7 protein-coding genes are annotated in these 7,557 nt (G+C 66.3%); all 7 read right to left on the bottom strand.

Annotated features, from left to right (window positions below):
* Positions 1 to 567: cytochrome c biogenesis protein ResB (locus KQ297_RS10835; RefSeq protein WP_259739431.1), on the bottom strand; the 567-nt coding region annotated here is incomplete at its 3' end.
* The gene (locus KQ297_RS10830) at positions 564 to 1,292 is read right to left on the bottom strand and encodes a cytochrome c biogenesis CcdA family protein (protein ID WP_259739430.1); all 729 of its coding nucleotides are present in this window, start codon (positions 1,290 to 1,292) and stop codon (positions 564 to 566) included. The genes KQ297_RS10830 and KQ297_RS10835, both read right to left, overlap by 4 nt.
* Positions 1,293 to 1,344: 52 nt before the next feature.
* Positions 1,345 to 2,601 (bottom strand): FtsW/RodA/SpoVE family cell cycle protein, encoded by a 1,257-nt coding sequence (locus KQ297_RS10825; RefSeq protein ID WP_259739429.1) that lies wholly within the window; start codon positions 2,599 to 2,601, stop codon positions 1,345 to 1,347.
* A gap of 178 nt (positions 2,602 to 2,779) precedes the next feature.
* A complete protein-coding gene (locus KQ297_RS10820) occupies positions 2,780 to 2,980 on the bottom strand; it encodes a phycobilisome linker polypeptide (RefSeq protein ID WP_185465097.1) in 201 nt (66 codons plus the stop codon).
* Positions 2,981 to 3,015: 35 nt separating this feature from the next.
* Positions 3,016 to 3,504, bottom strand: a complete 489-nt coding sequence (gene apcB / locus KQ297_RS10815; RefSeq protein ID WP_185465096.1) for an allophycocyanin subunit beta — start codon at positions 3,502 to 3,504, stop codon at positions 3,016 to 3,018.
* Positions 3,505 to 3,544: 40 nt separating this feature from the next.
* The gene (locus KQ297_RS10810; RefSeq protein WP_185465095.1) at positions 3,545 to 4,030 is read right to left on the bottom strand and encodes an allophycocyanin; all 486 of its coding nucleotides are present in this window, start codon (positions 4,028 to 4,030) and stop codon (positions 3,545 to 3,547) included.
* 440 nt (positions 4,031 to 4,470) lie between these two features.
* Positions 4,471 to 7,503 (bottom strand): phycobilisome rod-core linker polypeptide, encoded by a 3,033-nt coding sequence (locus KQ297_RS10805; RefSeq protein ID WP_259739428.1) that lies wholly within the window; start codon positions 7,501 to 7,503, stop codon positions 4,471 to 4,473.
* Positions 7,504 to 7,557: the final 54 nt, after the last annotated feature.

Genomic DNA, 7,557 nt, shown 5'->3' with positions numbered 1-7,557 from the left:
CTCCAGGCGCTGGCCGGCCAGCGCCCCCCATGAGGCTCCCACCATCAGCACCACCAGACCGGCATGGACCAGCAGGGGCCCAACTCTGCCAAGAATCCCGCGTCGGGCCGCCAGCCGATCACCCTGGGCCTTCAGCTGCCAGCGCTGGCTTTCCAGCAGCTGTGCAAGGGCGTCGAGGTCGGCGATGGGCTGGGCACTGGGCAGGGATTCGGCCAGGCTCAACTTGCTCAGCTGGCGGGGAGAGCGGTAGTCGATCCAGCGCAGGGCAGCCTGCAGGGCGGGCCATTGGCGTCGCCAGCTGCACAGCACCAGCGACAGGCCCAGCCAGGCCAGCAGAGCCAGGAACCAGCGGCTGGAGTAGACGTGATCCAGCTCCAGGTTGAGGATCCCGGCGCCATCGAGCAGCCCGAGCCAGGGCTTGCTGTCGTAGGCCTGGTGGTACACCTCGGCGGCCTCCTGCTGGGGAATGACCGTGCCGAGGCCGCTGGCCAGGGCGATCACCAGCAGCAGGCCGATGGCCAGGCGCAGATCCGAGATCCAGCCAGCCAGACGGCTGAGGGCCTTCATGGCAGCCGGGCCAGCAGGGTGAGACCACCGCTGGCGAGCAGAATCGCGCCGCTGATCGGGGGGATCCAGCGGCTGCGTTCACGCAGGGCCAGCAGCCGGGGCATGGTGGCCGCGGCTGACCCCGCCAGCACGAGGGGAATGACCTGACCAGCCCCAAAGCAGGTGAGCAGAAGCATGCCCAGCAGCGGGCGACCCTGCTGGGCAATCCAGGCCAGCAGAACGGCCAGAACCGGTGTGGTGCAAGGGCTGGCCGCCAGGCCGAAGGCGGCCCCCGCTGCCAGCGGGGCGAGGGGAGCGGGCACCCGCTGGCGCCACAGCTCGGGATCAGGACCCGCCGGCAGGGACAGGGGCACCAGTCCGAGCAGGTTGAGGCCCATCAGCACCGCCAGCACGGCCACCACGGTGGGAATGAAGCCGGGCACCTGGCCATAGAGCCGCCCGAGCAGGGAGGTGGTGCCCCCAAGCACCACCAGGGCGGCCACGATTCCCGCCGCGAAACTGAGGCTGCGCTGCCAGGGACGCCCCGGCTCTTCGGGTCTCGAGAAGCCGGCCATGTACGCCACCGTGATCGGCAGCAACGAGAGCGAACAGGGCCCCAGGCTGGTGAGCAAGCCGGCGCCGAACACCATGGTGACCGTGAGCGGACCGGGTGCCGAGAGGGAGTTCTGAAGCAGCTGCTCGCTCCAGAGGGCCAAATCCGAAAGAGGCAGGCCGAAGCCGTTCATCCTTGTCCTGATGGTCCCGGACGGCGGCGGGCCTGTCGCTCGGGAGGAAGATTCAGCCTATCGGGGCAGGGTCGGGGCTGGCCCCAGGGCGGGCCTCTCCGCCCCGTTGGCGGCGGCTGCGGCTCGGCCGACTCTCTAAGCCGCGGGATTCCAGCGAGCAGCGGATGAGCAGGCCGGCGGTGAGCAGGCTGGCGAGCAGTGAGTTGCCGCCGTAGCTGATCATGGGCAGCGGCAGGCCGGTGGTGGGCATGGATCCGCTGGCCACAGCGATGTTGAGGATCGACTGGCCCACCAGCAGGGTGGTGGCACCGATGGCCACGAGGCGCTGCTGATTGCTGCGGCAGCCCAGGGCCACCCGCAGGCCCACAAAGCCGAACAACATCAGGAACAGCACCACCACCATCGAGCCCACGAAGCCGAACTCCTCGGCGAAGACCGCGAAGATGAAATCAGTCGACTGGATCGGCAGGTATTGCAGCTTCTGGGTCGAGAGGCCGAATCCCTCCCCCAGGACCCCTCCTGAGCCGATCGCCAGCAGGCTCTGCACCAGCTGATACCCGTCCCCCTGGGGATCCCGCCAGGGGTTGAGGAAGGAGACGACCCGTAGGCGCTGGTATTCATTCACCAGAATGCTGGCGGAACCCAGGGCCCCTCCTGCCGCTGCGGTGCCCAGCAGTGAGAGCAGGGGCAAGCCGGCCGCCAGGGCCATGAACCAGAGCAGCAGGCCCGTCAGGGCGGCTGTGCTCAGGTTCGGCTGCTTGAGAATCAACAGCAGCAGGGTTGCAAAGGTGCCCAGCCAGAGCATTTTCTGATCCAGGCCGATGCGCTTCCAGTGGGCGAAGAGGGAGGCCCCCTGCAGCACCACGAAGGGTTTGACCAACTCGGAAGGCTGGATCTGGATCGGGCCGAGCACCAGCCAGCGGCTGGCTCCGTTGACCGTGCTGCCCGCCACCAGGGTGGCGGCGATCAGCACGCCGCCGATCAGCACGGCCGGGCCTGCCAACCGCAGCCAGCGCCGCAGTGAGGTGCGCATCGCCAGCCACAGCAGCCCCCAGCTGGCCATCAACCAGATCGCCTGGCGTTTGATGTAGAAGGCGGGATCGCCGTTCTCGCGGGCCGCCACCCACCAGCTGGCTGACCCCAGGATCAGCAGCCCAGCCAGGCACCAGATCGCCACCATCACCAGCAGCAACCTGGCTTCGGCTGGCCACTGGGCCCAGGCCAGGTGCAGCGGCCCCTGGGCCGCCTCCGCTGCTGCTCCCGGGTTTCCGGCACGTGGACTGGCTGGGCTCCTGGAGCGACGGTTCATGGTGGCCGGCAAAAACTGGCGCAGGGCGTGCAGTTCCCCATTCAGCCGTGGACGCAGGCTTGGGGAAAGGGGGGTGGGACAAAAAAAAGCCCGGCCAGGGCCGGGCTCAGCTGGATTGGGACGTGAAGGCCATGGATCAAGGCGATAGTGTTGGACTTCACCGGAGCCCGTTCAGCCTTCAGTTGCCGACGTTGATCTGACGACGACCCGTGGCGAGCTCAACCTTGAGAATCTTGCCCCCCTGCTTCATGATCCGCTGCTGTTCAGCGAACCAGCTCTCGTAGGGCACCCACTTGGTGAAGAAGGTGTTCTGCAGTTCCCGCTGACTCCTGACCTTTTCAGGGCAGGGAATGCAGGCCGTGATCTTGAACAGGCGCATGTGGTGATCCTCGCGGGTGGGGCGTTGGGTTGGGATCAGTTGCCCAGGCCGGAGCTGATGTAGTCGAGGTAGGTGCCGAGTTCACGACCAGCGTCAGGACCCACCAGCGAAGCGGCAGCTTCCTTGATGGCCTGGATCGACTGGACAGTGGCACCGATGGGCACACCCAGGGAGTTGTAGGTCTCCTTGAGGCCGTTCAGCACCCGCTCATCGAGAATCGAAGTGTCACCGGCCAGCATGGCGTAGGTGGCATAGCGCAGGTAGTAGTCCAGGTCGCGGATGCAGGCGGCATAGCGACGGGTGGTGTACATGTTGCCGCCCGGACGGGTGATGTCCGAGTAGAGCAGGGTCTTGGCGACGGCTTCCTTGATGATCGCTGCCGAGTTGGCACCGACGGTGGCCGCAGCGCGGACACGGAGCTCGCCGCTGGAGAAGTACTGCTCCAGCCGTCCGATCGAAGAGTCGTCCAGGTAGAGACCCTGAACGTCGGACTGGTTGATGACGTTGGTGATCGCGTCTTGCATGTGTCCTGTGAAGAGGCGGGGGGCAAGGAGAGGCGAAGCCTCAGGAGAGGGCGCCGATGACGTAGTCGAAGTAGAAGCCTGCCTCTTCGGCGTCGGCTCCGGTGAGCAGCCCCATGGAGGCGTTCTTGAGCTCACGGACGACCTCGGCCATGGCCTCCAGGGGAGTGCCGAGTGCGCGATACATCTCGCGGGCGCCGATGATGCCGATTTCTTCGATCGGGGTGACGTCACCGGCTACGACGCCGTAGGTCACCAGGCGCAGGTAGTAGTCGACGTCACGGAGACAGGTGGCCGTCATTTCCTCGCCGTAGGCATTGCCTCCGGGAGAGATCAGGTCGGGTCGCTTCTGGAAGAGGGCGCCGCCGGCCTGCTTCACGATGCGCTCGCGGCTCTCTCCCAGGACCTGAGCCACCCGCAGACGGCGTTGACCGCCGGCTACGAAGGACTTGATCTGGTCGAGTTCGCCAGGGCTGAGGTAGCGGGCTTCGGCGTCCGCGTTGATGATCGAGTTGGAGACGATGCTCATGCAGTTCTGCCTCGAAGCAAGCGGTCGCCGTAATGGAGACCGATATCCGGTGGGTAAGGGATGCCCCTCGCTCCTTCACTTCGTTGACGTGAACGCCAACGGTTCGCTGGGGAGAGTGGGCTGGCGATCAGGCTTGCCGACCGCCGAGTCATTCTGCGGCAGAGAGGGCCACCCCTCCCGGGGCCGGTAACAGTTCTTCACGGCGGTCGGATTTTGCCAAACCCCTTGGCTGGCAATGGCTCTGGAGGAGCGTGCGGCTAAGGGAAGCCTGCGTAGTTTGTTAACGCTTTGCAGCCTTCCTGTGGCTTCACAGGTTAATTCGTCATTCAGGATGAGTTCTTGGAAATCATTGTTCTCATTAAAAAATCCCCGGACTTTTGCCCGGGGTTGATCAAGACAATCAGGGGATCCACCGCCTGGTGGATCCATCCACCAGGCAATCAGATGGCTCCGCGTGGGGGAGGGGTCAGTCCGGCGTTCCCGGCATAGAGGAGAGCGGTGCGATTCACCGTGGCCAGGGGAATGCCATCTTCTGTGCCCATGCCCCTGAGGTAGGGAACGGTGTCCCGCCCGAAGCGGTTGGCGTACTCCTTGCCGGAGAGCAGGTCGTCGAGGGCGGCCTGTTGCCCTTTTTTGCCCCGGGTGGCCAGATAGAGGCTGACTTCCTTGGGTTGGGCGGCTCTGCCCAGCAGGGCCAGGTAGGCCGCCGAAGCGGCCCGAAGCGGGGCCATCCGGTTGAGCCGTTGCTGGAAGAGATCGGACCCGGCGATCACCGCCACGAATTCCGAAACCGCTAAGCGGCCGTCACGCAGTTGCGATTCGGCATCGCTGAGGCGTTCAGCAGCGAGGGGGACACGGTTCAGCAGCTGCCGGTAGGTGGCTTCGATCACCTGCTGCAGCGAGGCCTCATCGGCTTCGGGCATCAGCATGACCGGCTGACCAAGGCTGCGGCGGCGGCTGAAGCCCTGGGGACGGGCCCCATCAAGGGCCTTGGCCATGGCCGCTCCAGGCTGGGGAGCCACGGCTGCGCTGAAGCCATTGGCGCTGACCTGAGCGCTCCAGCCCCCAACGATCCGTCCGCGGGAGGGGGTGGCCGTCATGCCGGTTGAGCCGCCCACATTGGCGCTCCAGCCCCTGGAAGGAGTGCCGGCGGGCTTCGTTGGGGAGACGCTCCAGCGGCGGGTGGGCTCAGGAGGCTGACGCAGGCTCTGGGGTGTGCTGCCCTGAGGCTTTGCCGGTCCTTCTTCACCCTCGGCGAAACGGGCCGTCCAGCCCCCGACCACCTGGCGCAGACGGCGGTCCGGCAGGTTGCGCGGCGTGAGGTCACCACTGCCGCGGAAACTGCTGGCCGAGGCCACCTGCGGACGGGTGACCGGAGTGAGGTCGGGAATGGCCGAAGGGTCGAGTCTGCGACGCAGAGCGGGGACCCTTCGGGCGTTGAGGTCGGCGGGGGTGACGAAACGTTCGTAGGGGACGGTGTCCTCGCCGAAGGCCGCCAGATACTCGGGGCTCTCGAGGATGGCGTCGACAACGCCGTAGAAACCCAGGCGAGCCGCCGTGTCGAAGTAGCCGTTGATTTCACGCCGGCCGAAGGTGGGTCGCCCGAGCAGGCGACGGTGCATCACTTCGATCGCCTTGGTGATGTAGAGATTCGACCAGTAACGGCGGCGGAAGGCGGCAGAACGAGCCACCTGGCGAATGAACTCGCGCAGGCTGATGTCGCCGTTCTCGAGTTTGATCTCTTCCACCTTCAGCTGCTCACCCGCGTAGCCGGTGGTGCCGAGCACCTGCACGTAGACGGCCCTGATCACCGCCTGGGTGCTGGATTCCGTGCCGCGGATGCTGGGCTGGCCGCCGCGGCGGGGCACCGAGGCACCACCGGTGGCGATCTGCTGCAACCTCACGACCTTGGGACCGACCCGCCGGGGCGCGGAGGCCCGGAACTGGGGACTGTCCATCTGACCGGGCTCGGCCATGCCGTTGCCCACCAGAATCCTGCGGGTGTCGTAGTTGAAGGGGGCCGGCCGGGTGGCCACCGAGGCCGTTCCTGACGGGAAGATGGCTCCGTAGGTCAGGCCCAGGGGATCGTTGCCGCCGCCGTAGGCGTGCTGGTCAGGCAGGGGTTGGCCGTAGGAGGCATAGAGCGTGATGTACTGCGGGGCGCCCTCGAAAGGAGCGCTGAAGCGGAACAGCTTGCGGTTGGATCCCCAGCCTGCGCTTTCCTGAGCCTCTTCGCCGAGATCGCGCAGGTAAGGAACGGTTTCTTCCCCGAACGTCTGGGCGTACTCCTGGGTGTTGATCAGGGAGTCGACCAGGCCGGGCAAGCCCTGCTGGCTGACGATGGCGAAGTAGCGACGGAACTCCTCAATCGTGCTCACGCCTCGGCCAAGGAAATGGCGGAAGGCCAGTTCCACCACACGGCTGTTGGAGAAGCGGCCGTAGAACTGGCGCCGGTATTCCTTGCTGCGCCCCAGGGCACGGATGAATTCCCGCATCGGCAGTTGGCCCTGGGCCACCTGGGTGGCTTCCACGGGGGCCACCACCTGGGAATAGCCCTTGACGATGTCGCGCTCGAAAACCTGTCGATAGGCGGCGCGGATCACCTCGGCTTTCTCCCGACCGGAGAGGCCGGGCTTCATCACGAAGCGCTGGCGGGATTCGGCGGCCAGGGCATAAATGGCAGGGAGTTGCAGACCCTGGTTTTCAGGGCTGCCCAGGCGCTGGCGGGCGGAGGGGGTGGGAACCGCCAGCTCCTTGAGCAGCACGTTGAAGCAGTCGATGACGAGCTGACGCGACTCCGACTCCTTGCGGAAGAGGTTGGCGGCGGCGGCGCGCATTTCCTGAAGGGCCACGTTGGTGGCGGCCAGGGAGCAGGCCTTCTCGAGCACATCCCGAAGGCCCCGGGTGTTCACCGCCAGGATGCTGGGATCCCCGGCCACCAAGGCATAGCCCACGTAGCGAAGGAACCAACCCATGTCCCGCAGCGACTTGCGCATGCGGTCGGTGCCGTAACGCGCCACGCTGATCGGGGTGAAACCGGGGGGGAGCACCACCCGCACATCGGCATCGGCCTGCACGCCTTCCAGAATTCGGCCGAGCAGACCCGTGCCACCACTGCCCTGGGCAAAGGTGCGCACGGAGGTGGCCGCAGCCACCTGGTCGCTGGCCAGGATTTCGGTCTCCAGAGCACCCACGTTGAACGGGGTCAGGGGCGCATCGAGGTAGGAGAGCGGGGTGCCTCCGGCGAAGATGCGGTTGGCGGCCTTGGCAACGATCGCGTCGGCATTGGCGGAGATCAGCCGGGCTGCCTCAACGCGGGCCGTGCCGCTCCGATAGAAGGTGAGGAGGGTCTCAAGCTCACCCTTCTCAGGAAAACGATCCTGTTGCTCCGCCTGACGGACGCTGGAGAGCGGCAGGGTGTCGTAGAGCTGGGGGCTGACCCTGGTGCTGCCGCTGCTGGCGGTCACGGTCATGAACGGGCGTGTACCGGGCGAAGTCACGTTACGGCTGAGCTCCTGCCCTCCCGC

Origin of the sequence: Synechococcus sp. CS-205 (assembly GCF_025128255.1) — a bacterium.
Taxonomy (GTDB): Bacteria; Cyanobacteriota; Cyanobacteriia; order PCC-6307; family Cyanobiaceae; genus Regnicoccus_A.
Note: the sequence above shows the minus strand (reverse complement) of the source record. Positions and strands in the feature narration are given on the sequence as shown.